We start from the raw sequence: 14,636 nt of genomic DNA on the forward strand, positions 1-14,636 counted from the left end.
GAGTTTGAGGACACGCCCGCAGGGCGTGCGGGAACACGCCGGGCTACACGCCCGACGGGTGTCGGGGCCCACCGGGGTCCCCGGACCCGGGCCCGGGTCCGGGTCCGTCGTGCGGGCCCGGTCACCGGGTCAGGCCACCGGCCACCGGGTCAGGGCGTCGACACCACCGGGTCCGGTCACCGGCTCAGGCGGTCGACACCACCGGCACCCCCATCACCTCGCGGGCGTGCCGGCTGGGCACCATCCCCAGCTGCCACGCCTGCCAGCCGTCCTCCAGCCGTACCCCCCGCTCCAGCATCACCGTGAGCGCCTCCGCGCAGTCCTCCAGCTTGCCGTCGCGGGCGGGGTGGCCCCGCTCCCGCAGCCGGGCCAGCTCCTCCTGGGCGACGACCGTGCCGACCTCGGTCCCGCCGGGGGAGGCGTACGGCAGCAGGGTGCAGCGCAGAAAGCGGGCCCAGTCCGCGCCGCGGTCGTCCTGGTACGAGGCGAACAGCTCCACCGCCTCGTCGCACAGCGCCAGCGCCTGCGGGGCCCGGTCGTTGCCCGCGTCGATCAGGGCCAGTTCCAGACAGGTCCACGCCTCGCCGTGGGCCACCCCGATCCGGCGGAAGTCGGCGCGGGCGTCGACCAGGAGCTGACGGGCGAAGCCGGAGTTGCGGAGGTTGCCGGTCTGCGCGGCGCGCTGGTCGCGGGTGACCCGCCCCGAGTGATGGCGGGCGCAGGCCAGCCCGTACACATCCCGCATCCGGGAGAACATCGTGCGGGCCCGCTCCAGCTCCCGCACCGACTGATCGCGGTCGCCGCGCTCCTCCAGCGCCTGCCCCAGGTAGTACAGCGTCCACGCCTCGCCGCGCGCGTCCTCGTTGTCCCGGTGCCGCGACAGCGCCTGCCGCAGCTGGTCCACGGCCGGCGCCGGGTCGCCGTCGACCAGCCGGGCCCGGGCGAGCTGGGTCAGCGCCCAGGCCCCGCCGCGGTTGTCGCGGGTGCGCCCGTACAGATCCAGCGCAGCCCGCAGCTCCGACTCGCCGCGCGGCACATCGCCCATCCGCAGACACACCTGCCCGAGCTGGAAGTGCGTCCACGCCTCACCGTGCAGCGACTCGCCCTCCCGGTGCAGCGTCAGGGCCGTCGCCAGCAGATCCAGGGCCACGGCGAGATTGGCCCGGTCCCGCTCCACCGCCGCCAGCGCGTGCAGCGACCAGGCCCGGTCCTCGGCCAGCTCCTCCGGCACCTGGAGGGCGAGCGCCTCGTTCAGCTTGGCCGCAGCCTCGGTCAGATTGCCCTGGTGGTGCAGGGTGATCCCGAGGGAGCAGAGCGCGAGGGCCGCGCCCGCGTCGTGCTGCGCCTCGCGGTAGAGGCCGACGACGGACGACAGGGTCGTACGGGCCTTGTCCAGCTCACCGAGCTGACGGGCCGCGATACCGGTGCGCCACTGCACGGAACGCTCCAACAGGCCCTGGTCCACGGCCTGCGACAGCTCGCTGATCTCCCCGAGCCGGTAGAGATCGCCGCGCAGCAGGCAGTAGTCGGCGAGCGCGCCCAGCAGATGGAGCACGGCCTGCTGGTCGACGCCCTCCGCGTACCGCAGCGCCGAGGTGATGAAGCTGGACTCGTCGTCCAGCCAGCGCAGCGCGGAGTCCAGCGAGGAGAAGCCGTGTGCGCCGAACTGTCCGGCCCGGGTGGACATCTTGCCGTCGACCATACGGATCACGGCCCCGGCGAGATCCGCGTAGCTCCGGATCAGCCGCTCCTGCGCCGCCGTACGCTCCGCCGCCTCCTCCTCGTCCAGCAGCCGGGTCCTGGCGAAGGTCCGTACGACATGGTGCAGCCGGTAGCGGTCGCCGCGCACCCGGTCGATCAGTCCCGCGTCGGCGAGTTCGGTGAGCAGCCGCTGCGACTCCTGCTCGTCCGTGGCCAGCAGGGCCGCCGCCGCTGCCGCACCCAGCGACGCCCGCCCGGCGAGCGCGAGCCGGCGCAGCAGCCGCCGGGCGGGCTCGGGCTGGTCGGTGTAGCGCAGCCACAGGGCGCGCTCGACGGGGTCGACCGGGCCGTACGCCTCCAGATCGGCCGCGAGCTGCTGCGCGGTACGGGTGCCGAGGGCGGATCCCGCGATCAGCAGCGCGAGCGGCAGCCCGCCGCACAGCTCCCGTACCCGGTCCTCCGACTGGGCGTCGTACGGGCCGTCCGACGCGGCCGCGGCCACCGCCCGCAGCAACTCCTCCGCGCCCGCCGCGTCCAGCGCGTCCACGGGCAGCTGATGCACCCACGCGGGCATGTCATCGGGCAGTTCGAGGCGGGCGCGCGCCGTCACCAGCACCAGGCTGTCCGAGCGCTCCGGGATCAGGGTGCGCACCTGCGCCGGGTCGCGGGCGTCGTCCAGCACCACCGTCACCGGCAGCCCGGTCAGATGCTGGTGGTACAGCTCGCCCAGCCGACGCACCTGCTGCTCGGCCGATGAACGCTCCCGGAACAGCAACTGCTCACGCGGCGCCCCGAGCCGGTTCAGCAGATGCAGCAGCGCGTCCCGGGTGGGCAGCGGCTGCTCGCTGTCGCCGCGCAGATCGACGACGCACGCACCCCGGAACTGGTCCTTCAGCTGGTGTGCCGCGCGCACCGCCAGGGTGGTGCGGCCCGAGCCCTGCGCGCCGTACAGCACCACGACCGTCGGCCTGGTCTCGGTCGACGCACGGGCCGCGTGCACCCACTGCGCGATCTGGGCCATCTCCTCGCGACGGCCCGCGAACGTCCCCGCCGGCTCCGGCAGATGCGCGAAGGACTGCTCAAGCAGCGACCGTCTGCGGGCGGCGGCACTGCGGTCCCCGCCGCGCAGCTGCGGCACCACGGACGCCTTCCGGTCCGGCCGCGCCGAGACCAGCATCCGCTGCTGGTCCAGGAACGGGCGGATGCCCCGTACCTCCAGCGCGGTGAGCCACTGGAGCCGCAACTGCTCCGGCCCGCCCGGCTGACCGAGCGCGCCCGCCCTGCGGTGGGCGGCCGGCCAGTGCGAGGCCGTCACCTTGACGCCGGTGGTGGCCGCCCCGGCCACCGCGACGATCGCACCCGCGCCGAGCGCGGTGCCGGTCGTCGTCCCGAGGGCGACATCGGCCCCCATCGCCGCGGCGGCGGCGACCGCGGTGACCAGGGCGGGCGCGGACAGATTGCGCCGGTTGAACTCGGCCGACAGCGGCTGCTGCGCGGCCTCCGCCTCGCTCAGCGCCCGCTCGTACGCGGCGTACTCCTCAGCGGCACTCGCCGCCATCGTCTCCAGCGCCGCCCGCCCCCGCGCCATCAGCACGGAGGTGTCCGCCGGTCCGCCCGCCCGCCGGGCCTCCTCCTCGACGGCGCGCACCAACAGCCCCTCGGCTTCGGTCCGATGGCTGTCCCGCATAAGGGGTCCCCCTCCAAGGTCCGGTTTCCGCATACCCGTCACAAGTGTCCTGCGTACGGGGTCCGGGCGCGAGGGAGCTGATCCGTTCTGCCTGTGGCGTTCATGTCACATACACCTATGCGTCCCCCGCGCCGACACGCGGTTGCCTGCCCGGTGAACGGCCCCTCTATGCCTGCCGGTTGCCCACCGGTTGCCAACTGGCTGCCCGTCGGTCGGCTGCCGCATCTGCGCGCCGGATGCCCGGCATGCGTGTGCTGCCTGCCCACCGTGCCGGTCACGCGGGCAGCCAGGCGGGCCACCACGGCGGGACATGCTCCGGGGAGCAGCCGCTCTCGTCATGGGTTCCCGCCCCGGCGGGCGTGCCCAGCCAGGCCATATGCGTCAGCGCCAACACGACCACCACCACCGCGAACGCCGCACCGGTGACCACCAGCGCGCCCGTACGACTCCGGCACACCGCCGTCGGAACCACCCACGCCACCACCCCCGCCAGCGCCCCCGCGACCACGCTCAGCGGCGTTTCCCACGTCCACCAGTCGAACACGCTCGGGAACTCCCGCAGCACCACCGCACACTCCCGCCGCGCGGCCCCGGAGACCCGGGACGCCCCGTACCCCGCGACCCCGCCGAGCACGAGCGTGAGACAGCCCGCGCCCCACCTGGGTGAACGATCTTCCATGCCTGGAAGGCACGCACCGGAGGGCGCCGCCGGTTCCGGGGCTGTCCGCTCAGGGCGGCGCCGCTGACGACGAGAGGGCACAGCCAGCCTGGCGCCGGGGCGTCGTTGTGCTCGCCTGCCGTGTGTGCGTGACCGATCTTCGTCGGCCTGGTGCCCAAGCGAATGCCGGCCGTCAGATGGCTCCCAGGTCCACGGCGACGGAGAAGGGTGCGGCAGCTTTGATCACGCCGGTGTACATCTCGCCGTCCCGGTATGCCTTGGTGGCGGGGTCGAGAATGTAGGTGTAGATGATGGGGACGCCGGTGGCGGCCTGTTCGACCCGCCAGTAGAAGGGAATACTGGCCTTGGCGTACTGGTCTACCTTCACGATCCGGTCGGTGGTTTCCGAGCCGGGCGACACGACCTCGACGACCAGGAGTACGTGTTCGGGGCGGGTGGGTGTGAGGTCGATGGTCTCCTGCCCGGTAGACGATGACGTCAGGGCGGCGGTTGGTGAGGGGAACGTCCTGCAGGCGGACGTCGAAGTCCGTGTCGGCGTTCCAGTCCGGGCCTGCGGCGGCGTCCAGGGCATTGGCCAGGATCCGGGCCAGCCGGTTGTGCCGCTTGGACACACTCGGGCTCACGACGACCATCCCGATTGTTCCCCGCCGCTTCTGGGCGCGGCCCGGCCCGGAGGGGACTGCGCGCACTCATCTCAGTCCCCTCCTCGGTCCGACCGGATGTCTCGCTCTCCAGCACGGAGCGTACGCGTTTCCCATGCCGGGTTCAGTGTCGGCCGGGCTGCTGCGGCAGGTGCCGGCCGGAGCCGGGGCCTTCGCCACTCACACGATCGCCGATGTCGGGGCCCGCGGGCTCCCCGCAGGAGTCAGTGGTCTCCATAGCGCTCTCAGCACCGTTCAGCGGTCGGCGCTGCCTGGTGGCACGACCCACTCGGTGGGTTGGCCGGTGAGGGAGGCGATCATGTCGAAGTCGCCGTCGTAGTGGAGGACGGTCAGCCGGTTCAGTTCCGCTGTGGCGGCGATGAGAAGGTCGGGGAGTGACAGTGCCCGGTGGAACCCCGCGTTGAGAGCGTGGCGCTGCACCTCCAGTGCGCGGGTGAAGGTGTCGTCGTCACTGGAAAGGTAGTCGAAGGCGCGGAGCCAGGTGCTGATTCGCGTTGCCTCGGCGGTGTCCCGGGCCGAGTGGATCATCTCGTACTCGGTGGGTTGGCAGACTGCAAGCAGATAGCGCTCGTGGAGAGGCTTCAGCGCCTCTCTCACGCCGGGCTTCGTCCAGCGTGCCAGAGCTGATTTGTCGATCAGGAACCGGTCCTGCATCAGGCGGCCTGGCCGCCGTCGCGCTTGAGGGTCCCGTCGGCATTGCGAGGACCGGTGCTCTCGATGATCTCGCTGAAGTCGAAGTCGCCGGCGTCCATGGCCTCGAAGCCCTCCTGCCGGAGGTGCCGTTTGACGGCGTCTTCCATAGCGAGGCGTACGGCCTGGGCTTTTGTCTTGGTGCCGAAGATCCGCATGGCCTCGGCGACCATGGTCTCGTCGAGGTCGATCACTGTCCTTGCCATGCTGGCCCTCCTCGGATGATCAGATACGGCAAATGATATCATTTTGCTTTGGGCGGCGATATCGTTTGCTGTTCTTCTGCGGGTTCGCCGGAGCGGCTGCGGAACACGGTCGGCTGGAGTCTATGCCTGCTGAGATGTCACCTAATGGTGAGCCGCTCGGCCGGGTGAATGGGTGGCCTACGTGGATTTCTTGTGCCCATAGCGGTGAGCCCCCTGGGAGCGGCTTCGACTCTCATGGCCGAGACGGGGCTGGGGCGGCGCGTTGACTGATTCTCAAGGCACGTTCGGTGGCGTGACTCCGCTACGCACCTATGTGATGGCGCTGTCGCCCATGCTGGATCCGCGGACGGCCAATAGGACTCGCAAACTCCGTAGTCGGCAGTGTTCACACCTCTCTGATGATCACGCGGCTCCCGCAGAGCTTCGACCAGTCGTCGCGCTCGGAGGTCAGAACGATCACGGGAGCCGGGACGCGGAGGCCGGATCGCGGCGGCTCAGGTGGGACCTCGGGGGCAGAGTCCCCTTGGTGAACCCCGTTCCGAGCGCCGCGACCGGTCGTGATCCGGCAGATCTTGCTCGGTCAACTACTGTCCGGGGAACGAACCAGGAGCAGTCCCGCACCGTAGGAGCGGGCCCGGCCGACGCCGTTGGCAAGGGCCTCGACGAAGGTCTCCGAGTCGGTGACGGTCAGCTCTCCCTTCAGCTCCGCGCGGCCGATCCTGGCACCCTGGTGCTTGGCTGTCAGGCTCAGCTTGGGCAGCATGCGCACGGCCATGCTGTCCGTCACCCCGTGCGCTCCGATGCGACGGACACCGAGGGGACCTACGCGTTCCTCGCCGTCGGCCTGGAGACGATCGGCGAACCACTGTCGGACATGACCGGGGGTCGTGTCCGACAGTCGCTTGCGGGGTGCGTGATCGTGCTCGCGCGCCCCACGCTGGCGCGTGGGGTTCACCACGATCCGGAAGGCATATGTCTCTCCGGTGCGGACCGCCATGTCGATCGGCAGGGTGGTGATGCCGTCGGTCAGGGCCGCTCGGGGAATGAACGACCAGTCCGACTGGACGCGGGACTGGACGATAAGGACCAGCCTGTTGTTCCTCAGGTCCAGTGTCCAGGCGTGCAGGATGCCCATCTGGGCCCGCGGATCCGGCTCGCCCGGCGTGATCCATCCGTTGAATCCCGACATCACGAGGCGATGCATGATGTGCGGGTCGAGAATGGCCTTCTGCGCCAGAACATGACGGGCGTCGAGGTGGAGGACGCTGTGGCAGGCCACGAAGCGCGCGACGGTAGTGGAGGCCGTGGTCACAGCAGGTGCTCCCATCCGATGGACTGACCCGGTTCGATGCACACGCGCCGTTCCCAGCGGGGTGCGTAGCTGCGGTGGGTGGGGTGAAAGCTGACCGGCTGGTCGTTGATGCTTGAGGCGCCAGTGGTGCCGGGCGCCACCTCGACCCAGGTCCACGGCTGTTCGGAGGTGGCCTGCGGAAGCAGGCGGGCGGCAGCGAGGACCTCCTCGATGCATCCGGGGTACACCCCGCCGGAGATCTCTCCTGCGGGCGGGCAGGATTTCCGCCCGAGCCACAGGAAGCGCCGAGGCTGTTCCAGAGCCACGGCCAACTCGTCCAGCATCTGCTTGTCCTGATGTTCGACCGCCACGACGAACTGGGCATCTGCGAGGTAGGAGCGGTTGGTGATGATCGGATTGCGTTGCCCGGTGCGGGCTAGGAGCTGACCACTGTTCGGATCGGGGGCGATGCCTTTGGGCGCCCCGTACCAGCCGCCGACGGAGGGGCCGGGCATGACACCGAACGCCCGGCCGGGCACGTCGTCAAAGAGGGGAGCCGTGGTCCGGCTCAGCCGGTGGTCGGTGATCAGGTCACGGGGGCGAAGAGGATACCGTCCACCGCCGACGGTGTGGTAGTCCTCCACCGGTGTGCCGGGTCGGTCGGCACGCACTGCGAACCGCAGTTCGTCGAGCGGAGTGATCGGATCCTCCCGGCTGAAACCTGCGGCGGCGGCGAGCAGACCGACGAAGCCAGACTTGGTCGGCCTGAGGTGTGTGTCCCGCTGGTCGAACCGCGAGCTCAGTCCCCAGGACTGGAGAGGGCCAGCCAATCGGGCCAGGAGTACGTACGGGCTCACGGGGCGGTCATTTCCTCGACGGAACCCGCCTCGGTGGCGACGAGCGCCCCGTCCTGGCCTGCGAGCTCGGTCAGCAGCTCTTGGATGTCCAGGTCGTAGGTGAGGACACGTCCCCCTTCGATGTCGGAGCGCTTACGCGTGACCAGACGGTGCTGTGCGAGGAGCCTGCGGGCGGCCGCAAGAGCGACTCCGCCACCCGCCCGCTCGTCGATCGGCGACTCGAAGGCCGCGGAGTAGTTGAACGGACGCGCCCCCTCGAAGGCGAGGACCAGCTTGGGCAGGGAGCCCGTGGAGGCGGTGGTGTTCTTCTTCGCGTGGGGCATGGCGTCGACGAAGGCCTCGACGAACTGCCGCTCCGCCGCGCGGGCGGCCTTGTCCACTTCCGTGGGCGGCATCCCGCCGGCCGCAAGGTTGTTCCGCAGCTGCACCCGGTCCAGCGCGGCGTGCCGGTAGAACGTCCCCGAGATCAGGGACTGGTAGCCCGTCATCCCCGCCCCCGCATCGTCCGCCGCGTCGAGGAAGTCCAGGGCGTTCGCTTTGCGCCGGATCTTGGCATCGTCTGCGGCGCTGTAGAAGTCGTCGATCTGGTTAGCCCTGTGCACGGTGAAGGCGGGCCCGGTCATAACAGCGCCGTCCACGTTCGGCGAGTCCGCGATCTCGGCGAGGAAGCGCCCGTACAGCGCGATGTCGATGGCGTCCCTGGGGGCGAGCGCCGTGAGCACTCCGGCTCGTACCTCCCTTGGCAGAGGAGGGATGCGCGACTCGCTCGCGCCCTCCTCGCCGTCGGCCGTCGGCTCTGTATCCGCAGCCCTTCGTTTCTTGCCTCGGGAGCCGCTGTTCGCCGCCTCACGTGCCGCTTGGAACTCCTTGATCCACCCGGCCACGACGTCGCGCTTGTCGTCGATGGAAGCGCCCAGCTTCTCTCCGGCGTCCTCGGGAGCGAAGACCAGCACCTTGGTCAGGTCGCGGGTGCGTTCCTTGTCCCCGAACTTGAGCCCTACGCCTTCCAGTACGGCCTTGGCGGTCGGGAGGGCCTCGGCCCGCTCCCAGCCCAGGGCGCAGAGTGCGTCCGAGGTGAGAAGCGCCCACTCGCGGGTGCGCATGCCCATCGTGTAGCCGGCCAGCGCTCCCTCGCCCGCGTTCGCACGGTCGCGGCCGAGCGTCCGTTCCGCCCGTCGTCGTGCCTGCGACGTGATCAGATTCCGTGTCTCGCCACCGAACGGGATGATCTTCGCCATTCCGTTCTCGTCGCGGACCGGCAGCACTGCCACCAGGCTTTCGAGCGCGTGGAGGGAGAGGAACTGGTGGCAACCGAGCTGTTCGTACACGGCGTTGCTGCGGATGATCGTCACGTCGTCAGTCGTTCCTCTTCGAAGGGAAAACGGGGGTGTAGAAGTCGCGGGCCCAGTCGTAGGCGACCGACCTGCCGGGCGACCGCCACTCTGTGAGGTCGTCCGCCAGCCGCGCCCAGGACGGGGGTGTCACGTCGCAGGCGCGGGCGCGCTCGATCGCGTGCTGTAGGTGCCGCAGGGGGAGCTCGTGCGAGGCCACCAGCCTGTCGAGGAGACGGGTCGCCCCGGAGTCCTTGGGGCCCCGGCCGCCCGGACCGCCGATACGGCGGAGCGAGCCGCCCATGGAGCCCGAGCCCGGAAGCGGTCTGCTCCGGCCGGCGTGGAAGCGCGCGAACAGGAACGCCACCTTCTCGTAGACGAGCCGTTGCTCCTCCTCCGCGGCGTAGTTCGCGGCGATCAGCCTCGGCTCGGTCAGGGCTTCCGGCCGTCTCAGATCGGCGAGCGCACCGGCGTCGTGCGTCCACACCAGGCGGCACAGATAGCGGCTGAGCCGCTCGGACGAAGGGCGCTCCACAGGGGGCGGGCCCTCGGACGTCATGGCCGCGCTGTCGGAACCCTCGCCGATGAGGGCCTGCAGCTCCGGGGGTAGCTGGGCATCAGTCATCGGGGTCTCCCCTGAGATGGTCGGGGCACTTCGCAGCCGTCAGCATGGTCTTGAGCTTTGCCTCGGACAGGATCCGTGCCCGCATTCCGCGCTCACCGGGCGGCAGCGAGGCCAGGCGGGAGCGCAGAGCCTTGCGCGTCGACGCTCTGATCTCCCGTGCGAACGTTTCCAGCGGTCCCGCGTCGGGGCGCCGGCCGGCGTTCACGGAGTCGAGCAGCGCATGGAAGGAGGCGGCGGCTCCGGCCCACATGTCCCGTGCCCCGTTGAACCGGGCGATCTGCGAGGCCCGGTCTTTAGGCTTGGCGCTCGGGTACGCCGCCTCGCGAGCGGTTGCCGCTGCCGCCCACAGCGCCTTCGCCGCGTACTCGCAGATCGCCGATCCTTCGTCGGACGCCCACTTCAGGTCGACCCGCAGGCCCGGTGTGTACGGGAACGCGTCCGACACCCACCTGCTGGCGGCGGACTTCCGGGAGATGAGCCCGACCGCCCAGAGGTTCACCGTCCTGTCGGGCAGGTCGGCGAGGCGGTCGTACAGGTCGGCCCCCTTGGTCCGGTCGGCGGCCGCCGCGTAGAGCGCGTGCGCCTCCTGCCAGATGGCCCGGTCGGCGTTCGGGCGCAGAGGCCCCTCGTAACCCGTCGTCCGCGTCAGCGCCGCGTCTTGCAGGTAGGTCGGGGGCAGCGGGGCGAGCAGCTCTCCTGCGGCCAGGAGCACCCGGTCGACCATCACCCGGCCGTCGACGAGGACGGGGCGCAACAGGACTGACCGTCCGAGGAAGGAGTGCAGGTCCGCCCGGCCGTCGGGGAGGCGGGGCTCCTTCCCGGAGCGGAAGGTACGCCGGGGCCGCCGCCCGTCCGTCCAGGAGTAGTTGAAGGTCGGCCGCCGGTCCCTGCCGGGAACGAGGTTCAGTCGGAGCGTGTCGCCGAGCGTCTGTCCCGTTGCGATCACGCGGATGCGGCTGCCGAGCCGCGCGACGGCCTGGTAGGTCAACTGCGGTCCCAGCCAGTTCGCCTTGGCCATCGCCCGGCCACCGAGGCCGTAGGTGTGCTGGGTGAGCATCGCCCTGAACGCGATGTCCGGCCGCATCGGATCGGGGTCGTGCAGATGGGACTTGTCGAAGAACTGGTTGTAGTCGCCTGCGCGTTCGATGACGATTTGCGCGTGTCCCACCCCGTACTCGTCCAGGAACGGGGCGAGTTGTGCGTTCTGACCCAGCGGCCGGTCAGGGTGGAAGAGATCCCAGCGGTCATCCGGCTCACCGGCCAGCCAGTCTGCCGCCGGTTCCAGTGACTCCCGGTCCTCGACCCAGCGGCGCCACTCCCCGGGCGATGCGGGGACGTGCTCCGACGCGTAGAGGATCGCCGTCAGGTACTCGAAGACGGCGACGTCCTCGCCATGGGTCGAGCCCGCCAGTGCGGGAATCCGGTCCGCGTTGCGCAGGAGCTCCACCAAGCTCATCGGCCGGACCGCGGTCCTGCCGGAGGTTTCATCCAGTGTCAGTGCCGGCTGGCACGCTTGTGTGCGTGGATCCCACCGCCATGCCGGATCAGACGAATTTCCTAAACCTCGGTATGTCCTTGTGGGTTGGGCGGAGTGCATGAGTCGGACGCTAGCAGCGGCGGGGTGATCGGATGAGGGATTTTCGAGAAGTCGGTCCCGAGTGGTTGTTGATCTGGGGCAAAACGGATCGGCACGGTGTCAGTGGCTCTCGTGGTGAGGCCAGTTGGAACCCACTGCTCGCGCACATGCTCGATGTCGGTGCCATCGCAGGTGAGTTGTGGGACAACCATCTCGCGCGGCCGGTACGCGACCGGCTGGCCATGGCCCTGGGGGCCGGGGAGGAGGCGGTGGCCCGGCGGAACGCGATGTTCTACGCCGCCCTGCACGACCTGGGCAAGGCGTCCGCCTGCTTCCTCGTCCGGTTCGGCGCGAGCAGGTGGGATCGCGGGCAACTGCGACAGGAGGGAAGGGCCTGGCGTGCGAAGGCGCGCCGGGCGGGGCTGCCGCTTCCGGCGGAGTCGGGGTCGGCCCCCTGGGCTGGACATCAGCACGTCACCGCCCATCATCTGCCGCGTCTGCTCGGCTGCCGGTGCGGGCACTGCGGAGGTGCGGGACGGCCCACGTTTCCCGGGCTCCACACCGTGGCGTTGCTGTTGGGCGGCCATCACGGCCATATCCCCCACCTCGACACCGTCCACCGGGCGGCGCGTGCGGCCCGGGCTGACGACTGGGACCCCTACTACCGGCACATGATCGACACCCTCGCGCGCCTGTTCGGTGTCGATCTGGAGCGCTTGCCGGAGCAAACCTGCCTCGAACGTCCCGTGAATCTTCCCCTGTTCGCCGGTCTGGTCGTCATGGCCGACTGGATCGCCTCCGACGAGACGCTTTTCCCTTACCGGCTTCCCGACCAGACCGTCGAGCAGTGGTGGAACGCGTCGCGGAAGGAGGCGGACGCCGCTGTGCGGAAACTGCGGCTGCACTCCTGGTACCCCGGGCCTCCGCAGTGGGCAGGGCTCTTCCCCGATACCCCTCGACCGCGTCCTTTCCAGGCGACCGCCATGAAGGCCGCGCCCGCCGACGGTCCCGCCCTGGTCATCGTGGAAGGCGCCACCGGGTCGGGAAAGACCAGCCTCGCCCTCTGGTACGCCCACCATCTCGCCCGCGTCAACGGCTATCACGGGTTGTACGTCGCGATGCCCACCCGCTCAGCGACCGATCAGGCCGCTGCCGAGTACATCTCCTTTCTCACCCACGCCTTCGGAACTCCTACGGACGCCAACCTGGCGATCGTCCACGGCACGGCGGAAGCGTCATCGACCGTTCACCAATTGCTCGACGCCGGAGAACGGAGGGGCTGGGGCGGACACGAACACGTCGCCGACACCCTGCCGTTCATCGAGGACACCCTGTCCTGCGCGCAGGATTCGGAGACGTGCGGACGGCCGGTCCTCGACCCGTGGTACCTCCGCAGATGCCGCGGCTTGCTCTCCCCGTTCGGCATCGGGACCGTGGACCAGATCACCTTGGCCGCCCAGGCGTCGCAGCATTGGTTCCTGCGGCTCTTCGGCCTGGCCAACAAGACGGTGATCATCGACGAGGCCCACGCGTACGAACTGTTCCAGGAGCGGCTGCTGGAGGCGGCGATCTCCTGGCTCGCCGACGCCGGAGCCTCGGTGGTGGTGCTCTCCGCCACGCTGCCCACCGTCACCCGGCAGGCTCTTGTCGACGCCTGGTGCCGCGGCCACCGCACCCAGCCACGTGCACTCCGGACGGACGGGCCTGTCACCCTGGTCGACGAGGACGGGCGGGTCACCTGCGTGCGACCGGACGAGGAGCCCGCAGCGCAGCACACCCGGGTGGAACTCGTCCCCGACCCAGGCCCCGCCGAACTTGCCGACCTCATTCTCCGCGAAGCCACAGGCGGAGGGATCACCGCGGTGATCCGCAACCGGGTCGACTCCGCCCACGACCTCTGGACCGAGGCACTCGCGCTGGCCGGGAAGTACGGCTGGCGGCGCGAGGAGATCGTTCTCCTGCACGGGCAGATGCTGCCCCGCAACCGCCTCGTCCGGGAGGTATCGCTGCGGGAAACGCTGGGGCCGGGCAAGGACCGCAGCGAGCGCAACCCCGCCCGACCACAGCGCCTTCTCGTCATCGCCACTCAGTTGCTGGAACAGTCCCTGGACCTGGACTTCGACCGCCTCTACACCGACCTGGCCCCCGTCGATCTGCTCATCCAGCGCCGAGGGCGTCTTCACCGTCACGCCCCCAACCAGGCAGGCCGCCCGGCCTCCATGCGCGATGCGCGGATGACCGTCCTCCATCTGCCCGGTCCGGACGGTCTCCCCCTCGTGCGGGTCCCCGTCGATGGCGCCCTGGGCACCCCGGCGGCTCCGGGCAACAAGGACGCCCATGTGTATGCGCCCTACGCGCTGGCGATGTCCTGGTACCTCCTCTACGGCCTCGTCACCGCCCCGTCGTCATGCCCACTCCACGCGGACGAACCGAACCCGGAACGGAAGCTCGGAACCGCCTGCTTCGACGCCACGCGTGACGGCGCCTCTCTGATCGAGCGTGCTTACAACCCGGCGCCCTTTCCGTCGACGCCCATCGGCTCCTTGCTCCGCGCGACCCACGAGCGGTGGACGGACGATCTCGGCGACCAGGACAACACCGCCTACGTCCGCGCCCTGCACCCCTACGGCCTCGACGGAGAGCCGACCGGCGTCGAGGCCCTCAAGAGCGGCGAATCACACGGCCGGGGCAACGACGGCACCCGTGAACTGGCGGCGCGGTCGCGCATGGGGGAACCCACCACGAGCGTGATCGTCCTCTTTCGCCGCTACGCCGACGACGGGAGCCCGTCCCACAGCTATGACATCGATGGCAATATCCCCGCCGGCCTCGATGACCACAGCGCTCAAAGCGATCAAGAAGGCATCGAGGCTCACAGGGCCCAGCAGCGCAATTTGCTTCTCAACACCGTCGGCATTCCGGCCAGTTGGTTCAGACACATCTCGCCGGTCTCCGAATGGCCCCCGTTCTCCGAGGGCCGGGCGCTGCGGAACAGGCATGTGATCGTCTTCGATGATGGGGGCAGATGCGTCGGCGGGCCGAAACAGGGGCCCATCGCCTACGACTCCGCACGAGGCCTGCACGTTGTTCGCAAGACCTGAGCGGTACGCTGCCCGTCCCTGCTCCCACCCACCGCAGGGATGGGCTGGACATACCGAGATTTCCGGCTCCCTTCTCCCCGTGTCAGCGGGGCCCTTGGTGCGACCGAAGTACGGTACGGCCACGCGGATCGCCCCCCGCGCCTAATGGGAGCTACCGGGTCGTAGAGACTTGGTGCCGTAGCCGCCAGCAGGTGAGCACTCTCCGCGCCGGAAGCATCGACTTCTGAGGT

At 70.1% G+C, this 14,636-nt stretch carries 10 protein-coding genes and 2 pseudogenes; 1 reads left to right on the top strand and 11 read right to left on the bottom strand.

The features are described from left to right. Positions 1–184: 184 nt before the first annotated feature. The 11 genes and pseudogenes from ACWF94_RS15300 to ACWF94_RS15350 form a co-directional block, all read right to left on the bottom strand. Positions 185–3,388 (bottom strand): tetratricopeptide repeat protein, encoded by a 3,204-nt coding sequence (locus ACWF94_RS15300; RefSeq protein ID WP_453487834.1) that lies wholly within the window; start codon positions 3,386–3,388, stop codon positions 185–187. Positions 3,389–3,662: 274 nt separating this feature from the next. Beyond that, entirely contained in the window at positions 3,663–4,067 is a 405-nt protein-coding gene (locus tag ACWF94_RS15305; protein WP_453487835.1) for a hypothetical protein, read from the bottom strand. Positions 4,068–4,239: 172 nt separating this feature from the next. After that, positions 4,240–4,702, bottom strand: a pseudogene (locus ACWF94_RS15310) (Uma2 family endonuclease); the annotation flags it as partial. Positions 4,703–4,963: 261 nt separating this feature from the next. Further along, on the bottom strand, positions 4,964–5,383 hold the full coding sequence (locus ACWF94_RS15315; RefSeq protein ID WP_453487836.1) for a PIN domain-containing protein: 420 nt from the start codon (positions 5,381–5,383) through the stop codon (positions 4,964–4,966). After that, positions 5,383–5,625, bottom strand: coding sequence for a type II toxin-antitoxin system VapB family antitoxin (locus ACWF94_RS15320; protein ID WP_453487837.1), 243 nt, complete (start codon positions 5,623–5,625; stop codon positions 5,383–5,385). The genes ACWF94_RS15315 and ACWF94_RS15320 overlap by 1 nt, the downstream gene beginning before the upstream one ends. 385 nt (positions 5,626–6,010) lie before the next feature. Then, positions 6,011–6,103 (bottom strand): annotated as a pseudogene (locus ACWF94_RS15325) (DNA-binding protein); the annotation flags it as partial. A 102-nt stretch (positions 6,104–6,205) separates the two neighbouring features. Next, positions 6,206–6,937, bottom strand: coding sequence for a type I-E CRISPR-associated protein Cas6/Cse3/CasE (cas6e, locus tag ACWF94_RS15330; RefSeq protein ID WP_453487838.1), 732 nt, complete (start codon positions 6,935–6,937; stop codon positions 6,206–6,208). Continuing rightward, a complete protein-coding gene (gene cas5e / locus ACWF94_RS15335; protein WP_453487839.1) occupies positions 6,934–7,773 on the bottom strand; it encodes a type I-E CRISPR-associated protein Cas5/CasD in 840 nt (279 codons plus the stop codon). The genes cas6e and cas5e overlap by 4 nt, the downstream gene beginning before the upstream one ends. Then, positions 7,770–9,125, bottom strand: a complete 1,356-nt coding sequence (locus ACWF94_RS15340; RefSeq protein ID WP_453487840.1) for a type I-E CRISPR-associated protein Cas7/Cse4/CasC — start codon at positions 9,123–9,125, stop codon at positions 7,770–7,772. The genes cas5e and ACWF94_RS15340 overlap by 4 nt, the downstream gene beginning before the upstream one ends. Before the next feature lie 4 nt (positions 9,126–9,129). Further along, positions 9,130–9,729, bottom strand: coding sequence for a type I-E CRISPR-associated protein Cse2/CasB (casB, locus tag ACWF94_RS15345; RefSeq protein ID WP_453487841.1), 600 nt, complete (start codon positions 9,727–9,729; stop codon positions 9,130–9,132). Continuing rightward, the gene (locus ACWF94_RS15350; protein ID WP_453487842.1) at positions 9,722–11,185 is read right to left on the bottom strand and encodes a type I-E CRISPR-associated protein Cse1/CasA; all 1,464 of its coding nucleotides are present in this window, start codon (positions 11,183–11,185) and stop codon (positions 9,722–9,724) included. The genes casB and ACWF94_RS15350 overlap by 8 nt, the downstream gene beginning before the upstream one ends. A gap of 173 nt (positions 11,186–11,358) precedes the next feature. Here ACWF94_RS15350 and cas3 point away from each other — a divergent pair, with 173 nt between their 5' ends. After that, positions 11,359–14,406: a CRISPR-associated helicase Cas3' gene (gene cas3 / locus ACWF94_RS15355; protein WP_453487843.1), complete on the top strand. Its 3,048-nt coding sequence runs from the start codon at positions 11,359–11,361 to the stop codon at positions 14,404–14,406. Positions 14,407–14,636 lie beyond the last annotated feature (230 nt).

The sequence above is a fragment of the Streptomyces sp. NPDC055078 genome (assembly GCF_053607985.1).

What these genes read in the sequence shown, in the direction of transcription:
- ACWF94_RS15300 (WP_453487834.1), bottom strand. Translation starts at nt 3,388, where the DNA reads ATGCGGGACAGCCATCGGACCGAAGCCGAGGGGCTGTTGGTGCGCGCC.
- ACWF94_RS15305 (WP_453487835.1), bottom strand. Translation starts at nt 4,067, where the DNA reads ATGGAAGATCGTTCACCCAGGTGGGGCGCGGGCTGTCTCACGCTCGTG.
- ACWF94_RS15315 (WP_453487836.1), bottom strand. Translation starts at nt 5,383, where the DNA reads ATGCAGGACCGGTTCCTGATCGACAAATCAGCTCTGGCACGCTGGACG.
- ACWF94_RS15320 (WP_453487837.1), bottom strand. Translation starts at nt 5,625, where the DNA reads ATGGCAAGGACAGTGATCGACCTCGACGAGACCATGGTCGCCGAGGCC.
- casB (WP_453487841.1), bottom strand. Translation starts at nt 9,729, where the DNA reads ATGACTGATGCCCAGCTACCCCCGGAGCTGCAGGCCCTCATCGGCGAG.
- ACWF94_RS15350 (WP_453487842.1), bottom strand. Translation starts at nt 11,185, where the DNA reads ATGAGCTTGGTGGAGCTCCTGCGCAACGCGGACCGGATTCCCGCACTG.
- cas3 (WP_453487843.1), top strand. Translation starts at nt 11,359, where the DNA reads ATGAGGGATTTTCGAGAAGTCGGTCCCGAGTGGTTGTTGATCTGGGGC.